At 40.2% G+C, this 1,907-nt stretch carries 1 protein-coding gene; it reads right to left on the reverse strand.

The genetic code is table 11. From position 1 onward, the window contains the following. Positions 1-79: 79 nt before the first annotated feature. Entirely contained in the window at positions 80-1,633 is a 1,554-nt protein-coding gene (locus tag LPH68_RS26095; RefSeq protein ID WP_004305188.1) for an ATP-binding protein, read from the reverse strand. Positions 1,634-1,907 lie beyond the last annotated feature (274 nt).

The following is a 1,907-nucleotide window of genomic DNA, read 5'->3' on the forward strand; positions in this document are numbered from 1 at the left end:
ATCAAGAGAAAAGCTCACGTAAAGCAAAGCTTTTCTCTTGATTTTTTAGAAAGAGGAACATTTACTGAATATCCCTACTTCAGGATTCTACTACCCATTTTTCGATATTACGGGTTTTCTCACTGAAGTTAATCCCTATCTTGAATAGTTTCCGTCCATCCGCTTCGAAAGGTAGCGCATAGCGTTTGTCATTAATTTGCTGCAAAGCCTCTTCTGCTGTTCCGTTTAGCTTGAATTCCATTATATAAATGAACTTCTCTGTCTGTAGCACGAGATCTATACGCCCGTCATTAGTGTGGTATTCCACCTTGGTATAGAAGCCAACCAGCTTGAAAACGATGAAAAGTACGTTCTCATAATGTAGTTCCTGCTCCCGGATTACTTCGTAAGTCGTATCGGCAAAGAAACTCTGCAGGCGGTGGAAGAAAGAATCATAATCTCCCGTTTCTACTTCACGGACGAATTTTTGAACTTCAAATGGGGATTCCACCTTATTCACATTCGCGTAAAAAGGAAGCAGAAAGCGAATGAATCCTTCTTCTACTTCACGGTTGGGGAAACCTAAACGGTATATGCCAAAACGTTCGTCATATCCTTTAATGGTGAGGTATCCGCTTTGGTAAATCACTGGAATCGGGTTGGTTGATTCGGAGTCGATGCTATTCAGTACTTGTGCATCAGTTTCTTCGTGTGCCATCCGTTCCAGATCATAATGATGCTTTTTTAGTAACTTAACCAGATAGGTAGGTGTCCCCGTCTCAAACCAATAACTGCCGAATTCTTTATATTTGAAAGCGTTGAGCAGACTAAACGGATTATATATACCGATAGAATTATGTGTAAAATGATAGCCATCATAATATTCTTTTAGTTTTGTACAGAGCTTGTCATACGACAAACCTTGCGTCTCTGCAAACTCATGAAGTTCGATATCTAAGTTTTCATGAAGCTCCTGATCGCTGACACCGCAGATTTCAACATAATCTTTTCGCATTGAGATGTCATCCAAATTATTCAAGTCGCTAAACACACTGACTTTGCCAAACTTTGTAACGCCGGTCAAGAACGCAAACTTTATATAGCCATCCATTGTTTTGAGTGCCCCATAGAAAGGTTTTAAAGTGTCCCGGAATTGTTTTTGCAATTTTTCGTTGCCGATGGCTTGCAACATGGGCTTATCATATTCATCTACCAAAATAACTACGCGCTGTCCTGCCTGCTTGCAGGCGCGTTCTATGATACCGGCAAAACGCAGGGAAAATGAGCGTTCGGATGGCTCGGCACCATAGAGCTTTTCCCATGCAGTCAACGATTTTTCGAGTATATTATCCAGACTTTCCGGCGTATCATATTTTTCGATATTAAGGTCCAGATGTAGTATCGGATATTTAATCCAATCCTTTTCCAACCTTTCTACAGCCAGTCCTGTAAACAGTTCTTTTTTTCCTTGAAAATAGGCTTCAAGAGTAGAGATGAGCAGACTCTTTCCGAAGCGGCGCGGGCGGCTTAAGAAATAGTAACTACCGGTTTTTACCATTTGATACATCAATGCCGTTTTATCAATATATAAATAGCCGTCATTACGAATCTTTTCGAAATTCTGTATGCCAATGGGATAAATTTTAGTGCTCATATACTCCGGTTTTATAAATCAATTACACAAAGGTAATAAATTTCCGGGTACTTCATTGCTTTTAAAAAGAGGAAAGTATAAGTATAGTTGCTTTTAACTGAATGAAGTGTAGAAAACAGTCATACTGTATACATTAACTTCCCGTTTCCAGGCGGGGAACTGTCGTTTCCGGCATTAGAAATTACAATTTCCACGGTAGGAAACGAGAGTTTCTAAGGCGGGACACTACAGTTTCTACGTAAGGATACTGTCGTTTCCCCGTAGAGACACCACC

The sequence above is a fragment of the Bacteroides sp. 1_1_30 genome (genome assembly GCF_020982715.1).
Lineage (GTDB): Bacteria > Bacteroidota > Bacteroidia > Bacteroidales > Bacteroidaceae > Bacteroides > Bacteroides xylanisolvens.